This is a genomic window from Anaerohalosphaeraceae bacterium (assembly GCA_035378985.1).
Taxonomy (GTDB): domain Bacteria; phylum Planctomycetota; class Phycisphaerae; order Sedimentisphaerales; family Anaerohalosphaeraceae; genus JAHDQI01.
In genome coordinates, this window is the sequence record DAOSUR010000001.1 from 453580 (window position 1) to 472717 (window position 19138).

A 19138-nucleotide genomic window follows, 5' to 3' on the forward strand; every position below is an offset into this window, starting at 1 on the left:
GTGAAAAGAAGCGATTTCCTATGCGTTGCTATCTGGACATTGAAACAACGGGGCTGAGCCCTAAAAATGCGGAGATTACGGTCGTCGGGCTGGCGCTGGAACGGGGGCCGATGCTCGAAGTCGTCCAGCTGGTCAGTCCGGGGATTGAGGAGCGGTCCATACGAGCCGCCCTGGAGGGCGTGAAGACCATTTACACCTACAACGGGCACCGGTTTGACCTGCCGTTTCTGCGCAAACGCCTGGGCATCCATCTGGAAAAATCCTTTGTTCACTGCGACCTGATGTTTTCCTGCTGGCAGCAGGAACTCAAAGGCGGACTGAAACGAGTCGAGCAAAAACTGGATATCCGCCGCCGGCTCAAAGACATCAACGGCTGGATGGCAGTGCAGTTATGGCGGGACTATGTGGAAAACGGCGATACCGAGGCCCTGCAGACCCTGCTCGACTACAATCAGGAAGATGTCGTAAATCTGCACGCTTTGCGGATCCGGCTAAACGTTCCTTAAAAAGAAGGAAAAAGAAAGGAGTTCTTTTATGAAACGGTATCTCTTCTCGACAGTTATCCTGCTGACCCTTTCGGCAGGATGCACTACCGTCCCGGAAAAGAAAGAAACACGGGATGTTCTCAGCGCGGAGGTACGGGAGGCAATTGCGTTGTTCAAATCCGCCGACCCGAGCATCCAGTCCTTTTTTGACAATGCCTACGGATATGCGGTGTTTCCGCGTGTAACCAAAGGAGCATTCTGGGTCGGCGGGGCCTACGGGCGCGGCGAGGTCTTTGAACGCGGACGCAAAATCGGTTATGCCAGTCTGTCGCAGGCCACGCTGGGCTTTTCATTCGGAGGAGAATTCTTCCGCGAAATCGTCTTCTTCCGCCAGAAACAGGACCTGGACCGCTTCCGCTCGGGCGAGTTTGCCTTTTCGGCACAGGCCACCGCTACCGCTGTAACAGTCGGTGCGGCCGCCAAGTCGGACTACAAAGACGGAATGGCGGTCTTCATTATGGCCGACCGCGGCCTGATGGTGGACGCCTCCGTCGGGGGACAGAAGTTTAAGTTTGTCGAAGGTGTGATGAAATAGGTCGATTAAAACGGCATCGTCAACTGGAAAACAATTTGAGAAAGGGACAAAAATGAAGGAAAGCAAGACACACAGCAGGATAGGAAAACCGGGGATTCTTCTGATGGTCGGGCTGCTGTCGGCGGCGGCCTGGCCGGCCCAGCTGACCATTCGAGCCGACCAGCCCAAAGATACAATCGCACCAGAAATCTACGGGCACTTTTCCGAGCATCTGGGCCGATGCATCTACGACGGCATCTGGGTCGGAGAGGATTCGCCGATTCCCAACATTCGCGGCATCCGCACGGATGTGCTGGAGGCCCTGAAGGCACTGAATATTCCCGTCCTGCGCTGGCCGGGCGGATGCTTTGCCGACGAGTACCATTGGAAAGAAGGCATTGGTCCGCGGGACAAACGCCCGAAAATGGTCAACACCCACTGGGGCATGGTCACGGAAACCAACGCCTTCGGCACCCACGAATTTCTGGACTTGTGCGAACTGCTGGGCTGCCAGGCTTATGTCGCGGGCAATGTCGGTTCGGGCACCGTCGAAGAAATGCAGGACTGGGTGGAATACATGACCTTTGACGGCGACAGCGAGATGGCCAATCTGCGGCGGGCCAACGGCCGCGAAAAACCCTGGAAGGTCAAATACTTCGGCATCGGCAATGAAAACTGGGGCTGCGGCGGCAATATGACACCGGAATACTACAGCGACCTGTTCAAACGGTATGCAACATACGTCCGCAACTACTCCGGCAATCAGATTGTTAAAATCGCCTGCGGCCCGGGCGGCATCGACTACAACTGGACGGAAGTCGTGATGAAAAACTGCCACCGCCATATGGACGCCCTGGCTCAGCATTACTATGTCCGCGGCACGGGAACCTGGGGACATAACGAAAAAGGCAGCGCCACGCAGTTTGATGAAAAAGAGTGGTTTGCCCTGATGAAAAATACCCTCGAGGTGGACGAGGTGATACGCAACGTCAAGGAGATTATGGACAAATACGACCCGCGGAAGCGTGTGGCCCTGTTCGTGGATGAGTGGGGCACGTGGTGGGATGCCGAGCCCGGCACCAATCCCGGTTTTCTTTACCAGCAGAATACCCTGCGCGACGCCCTCTCGGCGGGCATCTTTTTGAATATCTTCAACCGCCATTGTGACCGTGTTCGAATGGCCAACATCGCCCAAACCGTCAACGTTCTGCAGGCGATGATTTTGACGGAAGGCAACAAGATGGTCCTGACGCCGACCTACCATGTCTTTGAAATGTACAAGGTCCATCAAGGCGGACAGCTGCTGCCGACAGAGCTGGCCTGTGAGAATTACGATTTCAACAATCAAAAACTTCCGGCCCTCCACGTATCCGCCTCCAAAGGAAGGGACGGTGCTGTGTACGTCTCCATCTGCAACCTGAATCCGAACAAACCGGCCGAGCTGAACTGCAATGTCGAAGGGTTCAAAATCGGCTCGGTCACCGGCCGGGTTCTGACGGCCGAGACAATGCAGGCCCATAACACCTTCGAAAAGCCGAACACCGTCAAACCCGCCCCGCTGGACGGCATTCAGGTCAAGAACGGCAAAATCTCCGTATCTCTTCCTGCCCGCTCCGTGAGTGTGCTGAAAATCGTCCAATAAGAAACCTGCCGCAAAAAAACCGCCGGCCTGAAAAACCGGCGGTTTTTTTATTCCTTCATCGTCATAGGCAAAACAAATCTTTGCGGCAATTTCTTATTCTCATTTTTCGAAAAATATGGTTAACTATGTCCGCAGAAAATGGGTGTTGAAACCACGGAAAAAGAAATGAAAATTGACTACGATTTTCACATTCATACGGAATATTGCGGGCACGCCCCGACGATGACGATTGAAGCCATCTGCCGACGGGCGGATGAGGCGGGATTGAGAATGATTGCCATTACAGACCATACGACTCACCCGGACAAAAAGGCCCCTGTGGAACAGATTCGCCGTCTGGTTGAACAGTTCCGCCCCCGCTGCCAAGTCATCATCGGAGCCGAAATCGACGTGGACGGACAGCGGGATGACGGCCGGCTGATGGTTGAGGACTTCTCAGGTCTGGATTATGTAATTGCCGGCTTTCATTATGTTCCTACCAAAGGCCACTACCCTTGGAAACCTGAACAGCGGGGACTGGATGAAGAAACGTTCCTGAGAGTCTGGGAAAAAACCCTGCTGGGCATCGTCTCGAATCCGGCAATTGATACCTTGGCACACCCGGGACGTCTGCTGGCCTCCTGCATGCATCTGGATGTCTATGCGGAACGAGCCCTGGAGGTTTTTAAGAAAGCGGCGGCCCTATCGGCCCGGAACGAGATTGCCTGGGAAATCAATGAGCTGACCGGCTCCCGGCTGGCTCATAACGGACTTTGGTTCTGGATTCGCCTGTACCGGATAGCCCTGGAAGCCGGGGTTCGACTGATTTACGGCTCGGACTCCCATGAACCGGAGTCAATCGGGACCTGTATCTACACAAAAGAGATTTTGCGGCATCTGCCGAGTGATGCGTTGTCGAAGCCGGAGGACCTTCCGGCGGCGAAGCGATGGAAAAATCCAATCTGATTCTCATTGGAATGCCCGGAGCGGGCAAGAGCACCCTGGGGGTCCTTCTGGCCAAGGCCCTGCGAAGGGACTTTCTGGATACGGATGTTGCCCTTCAGAGCCGTCAAGGCAAGACGCTTCGGGAACTGATTGCCCAACGGGGGCTGGAGGGTTTCTGCAAACTGGAGGAGGAATACCTCACCCAACTGGATGTTCATCATACAGTCATCGCCACCGGCGGCAGTGCGGTTTACTATGAATCGGCAATGAAGCATCTGAAGCAGAACGGGTATGCCCTATACCTGCAGGTGCCGCTGGAAACGCTTCAGAAGCGGCTGGCAGATATGTCGGCTCGAGGGGTTGTCATCGAACCGGGCCAGACGCTGCAGACGCTCTACGAAAAGCGGACGCCTTTATATGAAAAACACGCCGACCTGACCATTCCGCTGACGGGGCTGACTCACGAACAGGCCCTGCAGCGAATCCTGCAGCATCTTTCGTGCTTTTTTGATATCCGGCCGGTCGGCTGACGCCTCGCCTTTTCTGACGAAATCCTTTTCCTGAAAAGTTTCTGCGCAGCTAATTGCGGAGCGAGTGGATGGGGGCGGGCATCCGTCCGCGGCGGAGAACAAAGGCCCTCGAGGCGCGCCGGCTGACAGGCATAACAGGTGCAGAGCCCAGCAATCCCCCGAAATGAACCATCTGGCCCGGCTTCTTGCCCGGGACGGGGATGACCCGCACACTGGTGGTTTTGTTGTTGATAATGCCGATAGACAATTCGTCGGCAATCAGGGCACTGAGGACATCGGGCGGCGTGCTGCCGGGGACGGCGAACATATCCATCCCGACGGAGCAGACGCTGGTGAGGGCCTCCAGTTTCTCGAGCGTCAAAGCCCCCTGCCGCACGGCCCGAATCATTCCGGCATCCTCGCTGACGGGAATGAAGGTACCGGAAAGGCCGCCGACGTGCCCGGAGGCCATCGAGCCGCCTTTCTTGACAGCATCAATCAGCAAAGCCAGAGCGGCGGTGGTACCGGGACGGCCCATTCGGCTTACGCCCATGGCCTCGATGATTTCCGCCACGGAATCCCCGGCCCGCGGAGTGGCGGCCAGCGAAATATCCACAATGCCGAATTCAACCCCGAGCATCTGGGCAACTTCACGCCCGATGAGCTCGCCGGCACGGGTAATCTTAAAGACGGTGCGTTTGATGACTTCGGACAGTTCCGTTAAATCACAGTCCGGATTCTGCTCGACGACGGCTTTGACAACGCCCGGGCCGCTGATGCCGACATTGAGGGCAAAATCCGGCTCGCCCGCCCCGTGGTGGGCGCCGGCCATAAAGGGGTTGTCATCGGGCACGTTGGCAAAGACGGCTACCTTGGCGCAGCCGATGCCGTTTTTGCTGCGGAAGGCCAGCTCTTTGAGGATATGGCCGAAGCGTTCGACGGCGGTCATGTTCAACCCGGCGCGGGTAGAGCCCATGTTAAAGTAGGAGCAGACCCGATGCGTCTGAGAAAGAGCAACGGGCAGGGCCTGCATCAGATTCTCGGCAGAGGCGGTAAGGCCTTTCTGCACGTGGGCACCGAAGCCGCCGATGAAGTCGATATCGCCGGCGGCGGCGGAGCGGTCGAGCATCCGGGCGACAGCCACGGCAACGGTTTTGGTTTTGGGCAGCGGCTCCAGAAGGATCGAAACGGGTGTGACGGCAATGCGGCGGTTGATAATAGGGATGCCGTACTTGGCCTGCATTTTGTCGGCAGCAGCGTTGAGACCCTTGCCCATCTGCTCAATACGCTGGCCGGCTCGACCGCAGAAATGGTCCAGGTCGCGGTCCATACAGTCTTTGAGATTGATGCCCAGCGTGAGTGTGCGGATGTCAAAGTTCTGCCGGAGCGTCATATTGACGGTTTCAAAGATTTCTTCCACAGTAATCGACATAGCCGGTCCTCATTGTTTAAGATTCCGCCCGAGGCGGTCCGTGTTTGACGTGGAAGTACTGTACCAATTCGGCGGACAATGTGCAAAAAAAAGTCGAAAAGCAAAAAGGCAGTCTTTTAACCACAGATTCCACAGATTTTTACACTACACAGATTGGAGAATAAAGACCAGCAAACTTTCGGAGAGCGGAAATGGCAAAAACGGCTTGTCAGACGGTACCGCCTCGGTACAATATCTACAAACAGAATGGCTTAAACGGCTGCTTTGAGAAGATGTGAACCAGAGGGTAACCCCGGCTTGGTCCACAGCGTCGCCGGGCGGAACAGCCAAGAAGCCGGCTGCTTTTTCAGAAAGACTTGTATCAATTTCAGACGGCAAAGCAGAAGGAAAGGAGGTTTGAATTTATGAGTCAAAAGACAAAACTCTGCCTGGCAATTTTTCTTTTTTGCCTTGCGGGCATTCTCTTTGTTTTTCGATGGAAGGGCATCTCCGAAGAAAAGAACATCCCAAAAGAAGATTTCAAACCCATCGCTTTGCAGCCGGGCAAAATCCAGCGGATTATTACAAAGCTCGAACCTGTTGTTCCTTCCGGAAAGGTCATAGAGGTAGATAATCGAACCTCGGGGCAAATTCAATCGGTCCTCGATTCCGCTAAACCCGGAGATACAATTCTTCTCAAAAGCGGAACTTACCCGGTCCAGTTGACCCTCCGAGAAGGAATTATCCTTCGCGGGGAAGATCCAAACCGCGTTGTCCTTCAAGGGCCGCTATACAATCCCATCCTGAAAATTGAAAACTGCAAAACAGTCGAGGTGTCCAATCTGACTCTCAGTCATCTCCCCGTTTTTTCGAATGAAATTCAAGGCCGATGGCCTGTTCTGCTGATTCGAAACAGCGGGGCCGCCGTCCGTCACCTGCAGATTTCCGGCAGTGCTTCCGACGGCATTCGAATTCTCAATGACAATGTTCACCTGAATCATGTACAAATCACAGACTGTCTTGTTTCTAACAATAAAACCGCCGGAATTCTTGTTCTGGGCAACGGAAATGTTGAAGTCAAAAACACCATCTGTCGAAAAAACGGCACACACGGCATATCTCTAAAGGGGTATGCCGACGGTATTCTGACCGGCAATCAATGTCTTGAAAACGGAGTCTGCGGCATCGCCGTTGAAGAGAATGCTTCCGTTGAGCTGTTCGGCAATATCTGCAGCCGAAATGCCTGTGACGGCATTTGGCACAAATCTAACAGTTCGCTCACGGCTCAGGAAAATTCCTGTTTTGAAAACGGCTATTCAGGCATTGAAATCTACGGCCAGGTTCATATCAGTCTCCTGAACAACCGATGCAGTCGAAACAAAGAAAACGGCATTTTTCTGCAAGGCGGTGTTACAGGACTGATTCAGGCAAACTTCTGTTTGGACAATCAACGGCACGGCATCAGTTTGACTTCCGACTGTGCCCCCTCTGTGGAGAGCAATACCTGTACAAAAAACGGCAAGTGCGGAATTTACAGTGAAACCATACAATTGAGTCGAAACAGTCTGGATGAAAACGGTGAATTCTGCCCTCAGGAAATTCAGATGCTTCTGTGTTATGAAGATTTTGATGTACTGGAAAGGACGGCATCCCGGATTCAGGAGGAAAAACGCCGATTCAGCAACGGTACATGGCAGCTGGAAGCCTTTTACAGCGCCTTTCAAATCGGTTATGGTGATCAGCCCTTTGAAGACAACATTCGACTCTGTGAAAAATGGCTTACCCGCTACCCGAATTCCGCCGCCGCTCGGATTGCCCTGGCCGCCTCTTATATTTCCCAGGGGTGGCAGATTCGAGGTTCCGGTTATTCAAAGACCGTTGCACCGGAGGCATGGGGGCCTTTTCACGAAAGACTGCTGAAAGCGAGAGAGCTCTTAACGGAAGCAGAGACAATCGACAAAACCAATCCCGCACTTTATTCGCTCTGGATTGAGGTCGCTATGGGACTGGGAAAAATTGACGAAATTGAGACCTCCTTCCAAAAGGGGGTCGAAGCGGAACCTACCTACTTCTCTCTTTATTTAGTTCGGGGTTTTGCCTATCTTCCCCGATGGTATGGAACCCCCGGACAGTATGAAAAACTGGCCGCACAGGCAGCCGAGCTTACAAAAGACAAACTTGGACAGTCCCTTTATTTTCTGCTGGCCAACCAAATGGTTCGTTACGAAAAAAGTATTGAACAATTTCAAACATCCGGTTTCGACTACAAGCGAATTCAGGAGGGAAAGAAAGATTTCGAAAAGCAATTTCCGGATTGTTTGGACATTCCAACCTTAAACCGTCTGTGTTTTATGGCCTGTGCCGCCGGCGACAAAGAAGATGCGAGAGATTATTTTCTGGATATCGGCGACCAATGGGACAAAAAAATCTGGCAGAATTTCGAAACCTTCGAAAAATACAAGAAATGGGCAAGAAACAGAGAAAACTGACCCGCAAACCGCCTTCATCAGGAGAAGGTTTGCGTTTGGAAAAGGAATCTTCGGTATCCGTTATTGGGGAATTTACAGGTTTCTTCGGACGACGGCGGCAGCGACCAGTTTCTTGGCCATCTGGCCCGCGTCATCGGTAATTGTCATTGTAATTCGGACATTGCGGACGAGGGTGGGCTGGCCGGGAACCATAGCCCGTGTAAAGGTCATCCCTGCAATATTTTTGCAAAGGACATAGGAACTCGTCGAGCCGGCGGAGTAAACATCCAGATACAAGACCTTTTGGTTTCCATCAAACCGATAGGTGATATCCGCTTCACCGTCGCCGTCTTTGTCGATGCTGCACTGTGTATTGTCCGCATCGGCGACAATTCCGCGGGCCGTACGGATGTCGTTTGTCATCCGCAGAAGAGCTGCACGGGCGATATTCATCTGTTTGGCCAGCCCTTCGTTATCCTTGTAGTTTTTCATGGAGGCATCGAACGCCACCGCAACGGCCGCCATCAGAACGGCCAGGATGGTCATCGAAATCAGGACCTCTATCATCGTAAAGCCGTTTGGAACGAAACGGAGCGTTTTCATATTCATTCTCCCGTACTCTTACAGGCGAGCCCGAATCCAGCTGGCCGAACTGACAGGCCGGCCGTTTTTGAGAATCGTGACAGTCATCCGGATAAAATCGGTGGGACCTGTAACGGTTTGGGTTAAATCCGAGGCATTCACGTAATCCACCTGAATCTGCTGGGTAAAAACCGCAAAATCCTCCAGCAGATTTTTCTGCACGTCGATGGGCGGATTGTAGGACTGGCCGTCATAGGCCGTCAGAGAATCAAACGGTTCTGAAGCCGTCATTTCCCGAATTTCCTCAATGAGAAACTCCGCTGTGGACAGGTCCACACCGGCGGCGTTCTTCATCGTAAAGGCGCTGCTGGTACCCAGGAGCGCGGCAATCGCCAGGCCGATCAGAACGGCGGCAAAGAGCGCCTCCAGCAGAGTAAATCCCATGCTCCTTCGATTTTTTGCATCGGTCATAGAATAAACCTCCTGCATCAGCCGCTGGTGACAACGCTGGACATTTTGAAGATGGGCAGAATAATGCTCATCGCAATAAAGCCCACCAGCAGTCCCATCACGACAATCATCAGCGGTTCAATCATACTGGTTACGGTTTTGATGACGGTCCGCAATTCTCGGGCATAAAACTGGGAGATGTCATTGAGAACATCGCCGAGAGTTCCGGATTCCTCGCCGGACTGAATCATCTGAACCACATTGGAAGGCATCAGCGTAAACTGTGCCAGACTGGAGGCAATCTTCTTGCCCTGCCGCACCTCTTCAAAAACCCCCTTCCACATGCTCTCATAGAGCGTATTGCCGGTGATTTGCGCGGTAATCGAAATGGTATCGAGGATGGGCACGCCTGCATTGGTCAGCACTCCCATCGTATGCATGCTGCGGGTAATATACAGGCTTCGGCACAGAGTTCTCAAGAGAGGAATCCGCAGTTTTGTGCGGTCCCACCATCGTTTTCCAATGGGGGTTTTTCGGGTGAAATACCAGAAGCCGACCAACAGCATTCCGATAGCCGGAAAGACAATGAACCAATAGGAGCGAACTCCGGTGCTGAGGGCCATAATCAGTTTGGTCGGAGCCGGCAGGAGATGCTCCTTGCCTTCAAAAACAACCAGAAACCGCGGCAGAACAAAGGTCAGCAGGAAGGTCACGCAGGTAACCGCCATGACGCCGATAATGATTGGGTAAATCATAGCGCTGATGACCTGGCTTCGGGTTTCCGCCTCCTGGTCGAGGTATTCGGCCAGACGCTGGAGCATCGAACTCATTGAGCCGGAGATTTCAGCGGCCGCCACCATATTGATGTACAGATTGCTGAAAACTTCCGGATGGGCGCTGAGAGCCTGCGAGAAGCTTTTGCCCGCTTCAATCTGCTGTTTGAGGTCCAGCACAATCCTGCGAAACTTCTGTTTCTGGATTTGGGCCCCGATGGATTCGAGGGCATCCTGCAGACTGATGCCCGCCCGCAGCATCACTGCCAGCTGATTGGTAAAGTTCAGAATATCTTTGCGGCTTGGGCCGAATTCGATTCGAAACCCCCGGGACTTGGGTTTGGGGGCCGCATGAGAGACGGCCGCAGCTTCTTCCAGCCGCTGCGAACGGGAGGTCTGTGTACCGAGTTTCTCCAGAATATTCATCTTTTCTTACTCCATCAGGCGGTTACTTTGGCTTTAGCAGAAGGAGCGGTTTTCCGGACGGGGGCCGGCGAAAGCAGTTTTTCCATCTTGGCCGGGTTGCTGGAGCGGTTAATCGCCTCTTCGCGGTCAATATAGCCGGCTTCATACATCTGCTGAATGCTGAAATCCATGCTCTGCATTCCCAGACGCCGGGAGGTTTCAATAATGTTGGGAATCTCATAAATCCGGTTTTCACGGATGCAGTTGCGGACCGCCGAGGTGCACAAAAGGATCTCCGTGCAGGGCACCATTCCCGGCTGGTCAACGCGCCGAAACAGCGTCTGGGAAATCACCGCCTGCAGCGTGTTGGCCAGCATCGCCCGAATCTGGTTCTGCTGGCTGGCCGGATAAATATCAATGATACGCTCGACGGTCTGAGACGCGTTCACCGTGTGCAGAGTGGACAGCACCAAATGGCCCGTTTCGGCGGCGGTAATCGTCGCACTGGTGGTTTCCAGGTCGCGCATTTCGCCGACCAGAATGATGTCGGGGTCCTGACGAAGGGCATGCCGCAGACCGGAGGCAAAAGTCGGACAGTCCGAGCCGATTTCCCGCTGTTCAATCATGCAGGACTGATTTTCAAGCAGATATTCGATAGGGTCTTCAAGGGTAATAATGCGTTTTTTGTATTTTTTGTTGATGACGCCGATCATCGAGGCCAGTGTGGTGCTTTTGCCCGACCCGGTATGACCGGTGACAATCACCAGACCGCGCGGCAGGTCCGTCAGTTCCTTGACGATTTCCGGCAGATGCAGGTCGTTGATATCCGGCACTTTGTTGGAAATGGCACGGAAAGAAATGGCGATGCTTTCCTTCTGGTAATGGGCATTGACGCGGAATCGGCTGCCGTCGTCAATCATCGTCGAAAAGTCCAGGTCTCGCTTTTCCTCAAACTTCTTGAATTTTTCCGGTCCGACCATCTCCAGCACCATCGCGGCCGCATCCTCCGCGGACACCTCCGGCATATCCATCAGAATCAGTTCCGTGTTGATGCGCATCACCGGAGGCAGATTGGTGTTGATATGCACGTCCGACGCACCGGACTGAATAGCAATCGCCAGGATATCTTTGACTGAAATCATACTTTTTTCCTCGCTCGTTCCGTTCGTTTCTTTTCCGTCGAAGCATTCTCCCCGGAAACAACCGACGATTCCGAAGCCGTTTTAACGGCCGCCTTGGCTGGCGGTTCCTCTTCTTCCAGACGGACCTCTTCGGTCACCCGAAGGACTTCTTCAATGGTAGTGATTCCTTTCTTGACTTTCTGAAGACCGTCTTCACACAGCGTCGGCCAGCCGCTTTTGGCGAAGGCCTTCCGCATGCTGTGGACAGAGGGGTCTTCGTGAATCAGCTGGCGGAATTTTTCATCCACAACCAGCAGTTCAAAAATGCCCGCTCGGCCGGAATAGCCGCTCTGGCGGCATTTGTCGCAACCTTTGCCGCGCATCATTTCATTAATCTCAATCCGGGCCCGCTCGAAATACCGCCGCACCGCATCCGGAACAGGAACAGATTCCTTGCAATTCTCACAGATTCGCCGCACAAGGCGCTGGGCCAGGATGGCATTCAGCGAGGCGGCAATCAGGTACGGTTCTACGCCGATATTCACCAATCGGGAGACGCTGCTGGGAGCATCGTTGGTGTGCAGTGTAGACAGCACCAAATGGCCTGTCAGAGCTGCCTGGACGGCAATGCGGGCGGTCTCCTGGTCGCGAATTTCGCCGATCATGATAATGTCCGGGTCCTGACGAAGCAGACTGCGCAGGGCCGCGGCAAAGGTCATTCCGGCTTTTTCGTTCACCTGAACCTGGTTGCAGTACTCCAGCTGATATTCGACCGGGTCCTCCACTGTGGAGACGTTCAGCCGTTCGCTGTCCATCTGGGCCAGGGCCGAATAAAGCGTCGTGCTTTTGCCGCTGCCTGTGGGGCCGGTGACCAGGAGAATGCCGTGCGGCAGTTCAATCTGGTCCTGGAAGGCCTTGAGCACCCGGGGCTCCATGCCCGACTTATCCAGGCCGAGCATGATGCTTTTGCTGTCCAGCAGGCGAACCACCACTTTTTCGCCGTGGCAGGTCGGCAGTACCGACACCCGCAAATCAACGCCTCGCCCGCCCATAATTACGGCGATTTTTCCATCCTGCGGGACGCGCCGCTCGGAGATGTCCAGATTGGCCATAATCTTCAGGCGTGAAACAATGGCCGGATGCATTTTAGCCGGTGCCTGCTGAATTTCGAACAAAACGCCGTCGATTCGATAGCGGATTTTCGTGTATTTTTCCTTCGGTTCAATATGAATATCGCTGGCCCCTTCCCGCAGGGCATTGCTGAGGATATAATTGACAAACTTAATGACAGGCGACTCACCGGCGCTTTTTTCGAGGTCTTCAATGCTTTCTTCGGTTTCCTGAACCAGTTCGATTTCGCCCAAATCGCTGATGATTTCATCGACGTTGTAATCGAACTTGCTTTCATCAAAGGCGTCGCAGACGGCCTCGATATTTTCAGGCATACAGACAACCACCCGAATGTTCATTCCCGTCTGCCGTTTGACATCATCAAACCCGAAAACATTGGCTGGGTCGCTGGCGGCCAGCACGAGCGTATTGTTCTCTACGGCCACCGGCATCAGGTGATTGGTGCGAATGTAGTCCTTGTCGAGTTTTTTGAAAACCTCCCGGTCCACCTTTTCGGGGTCCAGCCGGACAAACTCATAGCCGTACAGCCGGGCCTTGGCCTCCAGAATCGCTTCCGGCGAAATCCCCTTCTTTTTGAGGTGTTTTTCCAGCTCCTCCCCCCGGACTTTCTCCGTTCGGAGTTCCTGAAGCTGTTCGGCGGTCAAAACCCCCATCTCCGCCAGCACATCCGCCAAATCGCGGACATGCAGAGCAGCCTTGGGCTCCGGACAATACAGATTCCTCAGACCGGGGGCCAATTCGATTTGGCCGTTCTGATCTTCGAGGTCGGCCAGGGCCACCGGCTCCGAGGCCGTTTTATTTTTTCCGAATAATCGCCTCATTCCTCTATTTTCAGCTCCACAGTAAGGTCTTCCCAGCCGAGAACCACCCGGTCCGGATGAATCTCTTTGACCACAAATCCGCTGACGGCGTCCCCGATATAGAGGACCTTGTCGCCGATCATGCAGCAGGACCGGTCCGGGCGTGCGGTGATGCTCCACAGTTTCAGCCCGGCGGCTTTGCGGCGCATTTCTTCTTTGCGAAGAAGCGACTGACTGAAGGACAAATCCTCACCGGGAGAAACCGGCGTCCATTCCTGACGGAACGGATTTTTCTTCAGTTCCTCGACGGTAATTTGACCGAGCTGGGAAATCTGGGAAAAGCGGCTGGAGACGGAACTCATCTGAGAATTCATATCTTTCTGGAAACTTTTCAGCTGGGAAAGCATCTCGTCTATGTGAGAGGTTTCCGCCGCTGTGGCCCCCTGGGCCTGGGACAGACCGGACTTTTTAATCATCCACCAAACGGCCGCACCTCCGGCCAGAAACAACACCGCCAGCAAAACAGTTCCCTGCTTGACCGTTTGGTTCCGCACGGCCGGACGCAGAAAATCCTGAGTCGCCGGCGACGAAGGAGCTGAAGTTCCTTCAGTCTGCATCTGGGCGGCTGCCGGGGTCTGACTTCCATCTCGCAAAAAAGACAGCATAGGGCAACTCCTTATCCAAGGGACCGCTGCCGGACAAAACGAAGCGGTCCGTTACGCTTTGGAATTCTGGAAGAAAATACTCATGACAAACTTGGCCTCCATCTGGCCTTCGTATTTGGATTTCTTTTTCAGTTCGAGCTGGCGGATTTTCGTAATCCGGTCGAGCCGTTCCAGCTCAAGCAGGAAGGCATAATAGGAGTTAAAATCTCCGTGAAGCTCCATCTCAAGGGGCTGTTCAATGTATCCGCCGTTGGTCGTCGTCTTAAGGGTTCGAATCATCTTGGGCACCAGCCCGTGCCGCTGGGCGATAAGAGTGACGTTTTCGAGCACAGTGTGAATCTCGCTGCTGGGGGGCAGTTTGCTCTCAAACTCGCGAATAATCTTTTCCATCTGCTCCAGCTGCACACTGAGGTCCTCCGAGGCCGCCGTAGCCCGGCGGAGTTCCTCGAGTTTGGCCCGACCGGCCTCCATTTGCAGCCGCTGCTGAGTGAGATACTCATTGGCCGGACGAATCATATAGGCGTACGAAACGTACACCATGGCGACAATCATGATGAAAAAGATGATATGGCGAATTCCGCTGTTCATCGGACATCCCCTTTCGGTCAGATGGTTTGGTCGCGTTTTTTGCGAATTTCCTCAATATCTTTTCGGGTCAGTTTCAGGTCGGGGCGAATTCGTGCGGTCAGACGAAACTCCCGAAACTTCAGTCCTTCCACTTCCCGCTCCTCGCTCTGGACCAGCTGCACTTGGTCAAACAGAACGGCTTCATTGAGATTGGCAATATAATTGGCCACCTCGATATCGCTGGGCGCCAGCCCCTGAATGGTCAGCGTCACCTCCGATTCCGGAGGGGACGCCGGCGTCTCTGCGGCCGCCTTGGCGGATGCCGGACCGGGTTTCACAGCAGCAGCCGGCTTTTTGGCGGCTCCCGGCTTGGCGGCGGAAGGTGCCGGAGACGCCGTTTTGGGTTTTTCCTTTTCCTTCATTTCGAGGGCGGTCAAAGAGACTCCGCTGGGCAGATTGTTGGTCAGGCAGGCCAGGAGAATGCTGCGCGGCACCGGTTCAATCAGGTTGGCCGTCATCATCATTACATTCATACGGGTCTTGTTCTTGCTCTTTAACTCTTCCAGTTTGGCAATCTGTTCTTTGGCCTGGCTGAGCTGCTGACTGAGCTGGTTCAGTTCGGCCTGAACGGAGCGCTGGCGCATCTTCAAAACCGAGAAGGTGGCGCCGATTCCGCACAGAACCGCCACCAGCAGAATCAGATAAAGAGAATTGGCGCGGCTGGACTGCCGCTGCTGAATATAATCATCCGGTACAAAATTAATCGTTGCCATATCCGTATTCTCCACCAATCAGAACGGTTCTGTTTTCTACCCTTTCACTCCCTGTAAACTAAGCCCAAAGGCCAGAGACCAGTCCACCTTGGAGTTGCGCCGATCAATCATCATCTTCTGCTCCACCGGGTCCAATCGAATCGCCGAGAGAACATCGCCGACCTGTGCGGCAATCTGCATCCGCTGGGCCAACTCTGCAACCCCTTCACAGACGGCGCGGCTGACACCGCTTCCGGCCAGAAAAACCAGCCGCTCGATCGGAGCAGCCGACGGCATCGTTTGATAATAGCGGGCGCAGGCATCCAGTTCGGCAATGAGCCGATGCATCATACCGGCATCGTTATTCAGTTCAGCAAATCCGATGGGAACCACCCGCGCGAACAGAAGGGCCATCCCCCGGCAAATGACGACATTGCAGTGATGCGTGCCGACCGACATCAGTATCGACACGCGGTCCTGCTCGTGTTTCCGCCGGCAGAAAAACCTTGCATAACTCGTGATCATTGCCAGCGGCCACGGGATTATCCCCGCCACCTCCAGACCGGCCTGTTCATAAATCGCCAAATGCACCTCCAGCGCCAGCCGACCGGCACCCATCACAACGACCTCCACTTCCGCCCCCTTGCCCTCCGCGGGTTCAGCCAAAACGTACTTCAGCAGTCCTTCTTCGGGCTTAAACGGCAGTTTGGACTGGACTTTGGCAAAGGCGGCCTGTTCCATCGCCGCTGCCGAAGAGGCCCGAGGAACCCGGACCTGGTCGATAAACAAGTCATCCGACGGCAGGGCTGTTGTCACCTTGGCTCCCTTGAAGGAACTTTCACGGACAATTTCCCGCAGGGCTTCGAGGGCCCACCGCTGCCATTCCGGGGTACCAAACTTTATCTCATCGGGTTTGCTCCGTATTCCTCCGGCCTGGAGAAACAAACCCTGACCATTCTGTCCGAGCTGAACCGCCCGCAGATGGCCGCTGCCCAAATCCACTCCGATTGGACCGTACTTCTTACCAAACATATTCAGTTTCCCGGCACATAGCCTTTAAACTCCCTGCTCGCTCCCCCATCCGTACCTTATTTAGAAAACCCATCTAAACATTTTGTCTCCGTTCTTTCGTCGTCAGGAATCCCCTTCAACATTAGCACGCTTCCTGAGAGCTTGTTCCGACAACACCGCCTGGGTATTTAAAGTGTACATAATGTTCGCCTTTTCCATCTCTTTCCGGCAAATTGTCCTGCCGGCAGATTTTCCGTCTGATAATAACGCGGAAACTTTTCTTGAAACGGCCGTCGGAATCTGCACTCAATGTCAATGCACGGTTTTTCAAAACAAAATCAGGAACAAAGATTCCGAGAAGGAGGAAGGGCGGAAAAGTTTAGTCCTATAAAAAAAGAAGAAAAAGAAAGAATGAGGGAGAGAAATGTCTTCTTTGAACAAAATCACTCGGCCTTCAGAGAGCGGCTCATCAAAGCCGAGATGGCCTCCTTTGCCGTCATCCGGCCGGACACAACAGCCAGCACCGCCTCGGATATCGGCATCTCAACCCCCCACTTGGCCGCCAGGTCCACCACCGAACGGCAGGTCGTCACCCCTTCCACAACGCCCGCCGTCTGTGCCAGGGCCTCCGCGGCGGTCATTCCCCGCCCAATCCGTTCTCCAAACGTGCGGTTGCGTCCTTTGGGAGAGATGCAGGTTGTGACCAAATCGCCCAGGCCGCTTAAGCCCGCAAAGGTGCTTTCCTGGGCCCCCATTGCCACACCCAGCCGCTTGATTTCCGCCAGCCCCCGCGTAATCAGAGCGGCCTTGGCATTGTCTCCGGCCCCAATACCATCAATTCCGCCGGCGGCAATGGCAATCACATTTTTCATTGCGCCGGCCAGCTCAACCCCCTTCAAATCGCTGTTGGTATAAACCCGGAAAAAGGGGGTCGAGAACGTTTTTTGAATCGCTTCGGCCAGATGCAAATCCTCACAGGCCGCCGTCGCTGTGGCCGGCAGCCCCCGCATCAATTCCTCCGCAATCGTCGGCCCTGACAGAGCGGCAAGCGTTCGGTCGGCTCCGAGGACATCCGCCAGAATCTCCGACGGACGAAGCAGGGTGCCGTTTTCGAGCCCTTTGGTAACGCTGACAATCGGCACCTTCGGCGGCACAAAGGGCTTCAGGCGGCTCCAAACGGAGCGAACATACTGACAGGGAACCGCCGACACCAGCAGCTGGGCTCCTGCCATTGCTTTGGAGTCATCCGGCTCCAGCCGCAAATCCTCCGGCAGCCGATAGCCGGGCAGAAAGCGGGTGTTTTCGCGCGCTTTCTCGAATTGAGTCAGCTGAGCGGCATCATAACCCCACAGCGTTGTCCGGACGCCGTTGCGGCACAGCAGCATCCCGCAGACGGTCCCCATCGCACCATCACCGATGATCGTTACCTGTCGAAACATACCGACAGTAAAGCATACAAAGCGGTGTTTGGCAAGAAATGTCCGCAGATTTGCCGGACGGATTAGAGGCAGACTTCTTCGGGCTGGGCTCCCAAATGACGCAGATGCGGCAGCTGATTTCGGCCCAGCCACCCTTCCAGAAGCACCCCCTGTTCATCGTAGCATTCCTTCAGACCCGCCGCATGCGTTCGCAGAAAAGCAATAATTCTGCCCTCCGAAGGTGCACAGTGCAGGCGGATATAGATGTTCTGTCCTTTCACATAATCCAGAACTCGCTGCGCCAGCAAATCCAGATTCAGGCCGGAACGGGCCGAAATGCACAGGGCATCCGGATAAACAGACTGGAGAGAATCGAACAGCCCTCCGTCGGCAATACGGTCGCACTTGTTCAGCAGCAGCAGAACCGGCTTTCCGCCGCAGCCGATTTCCTCCAGAACCTTCTGGACACTTTGAATCTGGTCAAAGACCTCAGGGCTGGAAGCATCCGCCACGTGAAGCAGAAGGTCGGCGTGGACGGCCTCTTCGAGCGTGGCCTTAAACGAAGCAACCAAATGATGCGGCAGTTTGCTCACAAACCCGACGGTATCGCTCAAAAGCACCTCCAGACCGCCGTCAATCCGCCACTTGCGGGTGCGGGTATCCAGCGTCGCAAAAAGACGGTCTTCCACGAGCACATCGGCCCCCGTCAGGGCATTCAGAAGGGTGCTTTTGCCGGCATTGGTATAGCCCACCAGACAAATCTTGAAAAAGTCTTTTCGACCGGCGATTTCCCGCAGAATCCGCCGGTCAATCTCGGCCAGTTCCCGCTTCAGGTCTGTAATGCGCTTGCTGACGAGCCGGCGGTCGATTTCGAGCTGCTTTTCACCGGTACCGCGTGTACCAATACCGCCGACCGCACCGGCCGCCGTACCGCCCCCCGCGCCAGCCACGTTATCCAAATGGCTCCACATCCGCGTCAGACGGGGATAGGTGTATTCGAGCTGAGCCAGTTCCACCTGAAGTTTGGCCTGTTTGGTTTGCGCCCGCGTGGCAAAAATATCCAGAATCAGTTCGCTGCGATCCAGAACCCGCACTTTAACGATTTTTTCGAGCTCCCGAATCTGCCCGGGTGTCAGGTCATTATCGAAAATGACCAGATTGGCCTGGCTTTCCTGAACCTTTTGGGAAAGATATTCGGCCTTACCTTTGCCGATATAAGTAGAGGGATTGATGCGGCTGAGCCGCTGCTGCAGGCGGCCTACGACTATCGCCCCGGCACTTTCCGCCAAGGCCGTCAATTCCGCCAGGTTATCATTTTTCTTTTGACCGTTTTTATCTTTTGGATAGGCCCCGACAAGAATGGCGCGTTCCTGCTGGACCTTGATATGCTCTCTGATTTTTTCCAATTCCCGCTAAAACACCTCCAAAAACAGCTTCTTGTTTTATTTTC

The 19138-nt window shown here is 54.3% G+C and carries 18 protein-coding genes; 6 read left to right on the plus strand and 12 right to left on the minus strand.

Annotated elements, in window-relative coordinates; all coding sequences use genetic code 11:
- Positions 1–20 precede the first annotated feature (20 nt).
- The 5 genes from PKY88_02005 (at position 21) to PKY88_02025 (ending at position 4155) form a co-directional block, all read left to right on the plus strand.
- Complete coding sequence (locus tag PKY88_02005; GenBank protein ID HOQ03975.1) at positions 21–506, plus strand: ribonuclease H-like domain-containing protein; 486 nt, start codon at positions 21–23, stop codon at positions 504–506.
- 28 nt (positions 507–534) lie between these two features.
- Positions 535–1080: a YSC84-related protein gene (locus tag PKY88_02010; protein HOQ03976.1), complete on the plus strand. Its 546-nt coding sequence runs from the start codon at positions 535–537 to the stop codon at positions 1078–1080.
- A gap of 52 nt (positions 1081–1132) precedes the next feature.
- On the plus strand, positions 1133–2701 hold the full coding sequence (locus PKY88_02015; protein ID HOQ03977.1) for an alpha-N-arabinofuranosidase: 1569 nt from the start codon (positions 1133–1135) through the stop codon (positions 2699–2701).
- Between the two features lie 165 nt (positions 2702–2866).
- The gene (locus PKY88_02020) at positions 2867–3646 is read left to right on the plus strand and encodes a PHP domain-containing protein (GenBank protein HOQ03978.1); all 780 of its coding nucleotides are present in this window, start codon (positions 2867–2869) and stop codon (positions 3644–3646) included.
- The gene (locus PKY88_02025) at positions 3628–4155 is read left to right on the plus strand and encodes a shikimate kinase (GenBank protein ID HOQ03979.1); all 528 of its coding nucleotides are present in this window, start codon (positions 3628–3630) and stop codon (positions 4153–4155) included. Before PKY88_02020 ends, PKY88_02025 begins: the two co-directional genes overlap by 19 nt.
- A gap of 49 nt (positions 4156–4204) precedes the next feature.
- Here PKY88_02025 and PKY88_02030 read toward each other — a convergent pair whose 3' ends face one another.
- Complete coding sequence (locus PKY88_02030) at positions 4205–5566, minus strand: PFL family protein (protein ID HOQ03980.1); 1362 nt, start codon at positions 5564–5566, stop codon at positions 4205–4207.
- Between the two features lie 404 nt (positions 5567–5970).
- Between PKY88_02030 and PKY88_02035 the strand changes: the two genes are divergently transcribed.
- On the plus strand, positions 5971–8034 hold the full coding sequence (locus tag PKY88_02035; GenBank protein ID HOQ03981.1) for a right-handed parallel beta-helix repeat-containing protein: 2064 nt from the start codon (positions 5971–5973) through the stop codon (positions 8032–8034).
- A 72-nt stretch (positions 8035–8106) separates the two neighbouring features.
- On the opposite strand, the gene PKY88_02040 is transcribed toward PKY88_02035, so the two are convergent.
- From PKY88_02040 to hflX, 11 genes are all read right to left on the minus strand, one after another.
- Positions 8107–8616 (minus strand): prepilin-type N-terminal cleavage/methylation domain-containing protein, encoded by a 510-nt coding sequence (locus tag PKY88_02040; protein HOQ03982.1) that lies wholly within the window; start codon positions 8614–8616, stop codon positions 8107–8109.
- Positions 8617–8634: 18 nt separating this feature from the next.
- Positions 8635–9066: a type II secretion system protein gene (locus tag PKY88_02045; protein ID HOQ03983.1), complete on the minus strand. Its 432-nt coding sequence runs from the start codon at positions 9064–9066 to the stop codon at positions 8635–8637.
- A gap of 17 nt (positions 9067–9083) precedes the next feature.
- A complete protein-coding gene (locus PKY88_02050) occupies positions 9084–10244 on the minus strand; it encodes a type II secretion system F family protein (protein HOQ03984.1) in 1161 nt (386 codons plus the stop codon).
- 14 nt (positions 10245–10258) lie between these two features.
- The gene (locus PKY88_02055) at positions 10259–11365 is read right to left on the minus strand and encodes a type IV pilus twitching motility protein PilT (GenBank protein ID HOQ03985.1); all 1107 of its coding nucleotides are present in this window, start codon (positions 11363–11365) and stop codon (positions 10259–10261) included.
- Positions 11362–13296, minus strand: coding sequence for an ATPase, T2SS/T4P/T4SS family (locus PKY88_02060; GenBank protein ID HOQ03986.1), 1935 nt, complete (start codon positions 13294–13296; stop codon positions 11362–11364). Before PKY88_02060 ends, PKY88_02055 begins: the two co-directional genes overlap by 4 nt.
- Positions 13293–13940: a hypothetical protein gene (locus tag PKY88_02065; protein ID HOQ03987.1), complete on the minus strand. Its 648-nt coding sequence runs from the start codon at positions 13938–13940 to the stop codon at positions 13293–13295. Before PKY88_02065 ends, PKY88_02060 begins: the two co-directional genes overlap by 4 nt.
- A 51-nt stretch (positions 13941–13991) precedes the next feature.
- Complete coding sequence (gene pilO / locus PKY88_02070; protein ID HOQ03988.1) at positions 13992–14528, minus strand: type 4a pilus biogenesis protein PilO; 537 nt, start codon at positions 14526–14528, stop codon at positions 13992–13994.
- 17 nt (positions 14529–14545) lie between these two features.
- Positions 14546–15280, minus strand: a complete 735-nt coding sequence (locus tag PKY88_02075; protein ID HOQ03989.1) for a PilN domain-containing protein — start codon at positions 15278–15280, stop codon at positions 14546–14548.
- Between the two features lie 36 nt (positions 15281–15316).
- A complete protein-coding gene (gene pilM / locus PKY88_02080) occupies positions 15317–16291 on the minus strand; it encodes a pilus assembly protein PilM (protein ID HOQ03990.1) in 975 nt (324 codons plus the stop codon).
- 422 nt (positions 16292–16713) lie between these two features.
- Positions 16714–17709 (minus strand): NAD(P)H-dependent glycerol-3-phosphate dehydrogenase, encoded by a 996-nt coding sequence (locus tag PKY88_02085; GenBank protein ID HOQ03991.1) that lies wholly within the window; start codon positions 17707–17709, stop codon positions 16714–16716.
- Positions 17710–17771: 62 nt separating this feature from the next.
- Entirely contained in the window at positions 17772–19094 is a 1323-nt protein-coding gene (hflX, locus tag PKY88_02090; protein HOQ03992.1) for a GTPase HflX, read from the minus strand.
- Positions 19095–19138 lie beyond the last annotated feature (44 nt).

What these genes read in the sequence shown, in the direction of transcription:
- PKY88_02040 (HOQ03982.1), bottom strand. Translation starts at nt 8,616, where the DNA reads ATGAAAACGCTCCGTTTCGTTCCAAACGGCTTTACGATGATAGAGGTC.
- PKY88_02030 (HOQ03980.1), bottom strand. Translation starts at nt 5,566, where the DNA reads ATGTCGATTACTGTGGAAGAAATCTTTGAAACCGTCAATATGACGCTC.
- PKY88_02015 (HOQ03977.1), top strand. Translation starts at nt 1,133, where the DNA reads ATGAAGGAAAGCAAGACACACAGCAGGATAGGAAAACCGGGGATTCTT.
- PKY88_02025 (HOQ03979.1), top strand. Translation starts at nt 3,628, where the DNA reads ATGGAAAAATCCAATCTGATTCTCATTGGAATGCCCGGAGCGGGCAAG.
- pilM (HOQ03990.1), bottom strand. Translation starts at nt 16,291, where the DNA reads ATGTTTGGTAAGAAGTACGGTCCAATCGGAGTGGATTTGGGCAGCGGC.
- PKY88_02085 (HOQ03991.1), bottom strand. Translation starts at nt 17,709, where the DNA reads ATGTTTCGACAGGTAACGATCATCGGTGATGGTGCGATGGGGACCGTC.
- PKY88_02075 (HOQ03989.1), bottom strand. Translation starts at nt 15,280, where the DNA reads ATGGCAACGATTAATTTTGTACCGGATGATTATATTCAGCAGCGGCAG.
- pilO (HOQ03988.1), bottom strand. Translation starts at nt 14,528, where the DNA reads ATGAACAGCGGAATTCGCCATATCATCTTTTTCATCATGATTGTCGCC.
- PKY88_02060 (HOQ03986.1), bottom strand. Translation starts at nt 13,296, where the DNA reads ATGAGGCGATTATTCGGAAAAAATAAAACGGCCTCGGAGCCGGTGGCC.
- PKY88_02055 (HOQ03985.1), bottom strand. Translation starts at nt 11,365, where the DNA reads ATGATTTCAGTCAAAGATATCCTGGCGATTGCTATTCAGTCCGGTGCG.
- PKY88_02050 (HOQ03984.1), bottom strand. Translation starts at nt 10,244, where the DNA reads ATGAATATTCTGGAGAAACTCGGTACACAGACCTCCCGTTCGCAGCGG.
- PKY88_02005 (HOQ03975.1), top strand. Translation starts at nt 21, where the DNA reads ATGCGTTGCTATCTGGACATTGAAACAACGGGGCTGAGCCCTAAAAAT.
- PKY88_02065 (HOQ03987.1), bottom strand. Translation starts at nt 13,940, where the DNA reads ATGCTGTCTTTTTTGCGAGATGGAAGTCAGACCCCGGCAGCCGCCCAG.
- PKY88_02020 (HOQ03978.1), top strand. Translation starts at nt 2,867, where the DNA reads ATGAAAATTGACTACGATTTTCACATTCATACGGAATATTGCGGGCAC.
- PKY88_02045 (HOQ03983.1), bottom strand. Translation starts at nt 9,066, where the DNA reads ATGACCGATGCAAAAAATCGAAGGAGCATGGGATTTACTCTGCTGGAG.
- PKY88_02010 (HOQ03976.1), top strand. Translation starts at nt 535, where the DNA reads ATGAAACGGTATCTCTTCTCGACAGTTATCCTGCTGACCCTTTCGGCA.
- PKY88_02035 (HOQ03981.1), top strand. Translation starts at nt 5,971, where the DNA reads ATGAGTCAAAAGACAAAACTCTGCCTGGCAATTTTTCTTTTTTGCCTT.